Origin of the sequence: Acinetobacter sp. UBA1297, from assembly GCF_002307755.1 — a bacterium.
Lineage (GTDB): Bacteria > Pseudomonadota > Gammaproteobacteria > Pseudomonadales > Moraxellaceae > Acinetobacter > Acinetobacter radioresistens.
The window spans coordinates 1-212 of the sequence record NZ_DBUF01000021.1 but is presented as its reverse complement, the minus strand read 5'-3'; the positions used below and the strand labels follow the sequence as shown (position 1 = coordinate 212).

The window sequence follows — 212 nt, the reverse complement described above, 5'->3', positions numbered from 1 at the left end:
GTCAATGCCACTGACCCGATCAGCGGCACGGCAGAGGCGGGTGCACGGATCGTGGTGACCTATCCGAACGGCACCACGGCCAGCACCGTGGCAGATGCTGCGGGGAACTGGAGCGTGGCCAACCCGGGCAACCTGAGCGATGGCCAGCAGATCAGCGTGGTGGCCAGCGATGCGGCCGGCAACAGCTCGGCCCCGGCCAGCGCGACGGTTGA

General features: G+C 68.9%; 1 protein-coding gene. It reads left to right on the top strand.

Annotation, left to right across the window (positions count from 1 at the left end):
* Positions 1 to 212 (top strand): Ig-like domain-containing protein (locus B3R63_RS09485; RefSeq protein WP_286730695.1); only part of this gene is annotated, 212 nt, incomplete at both ends.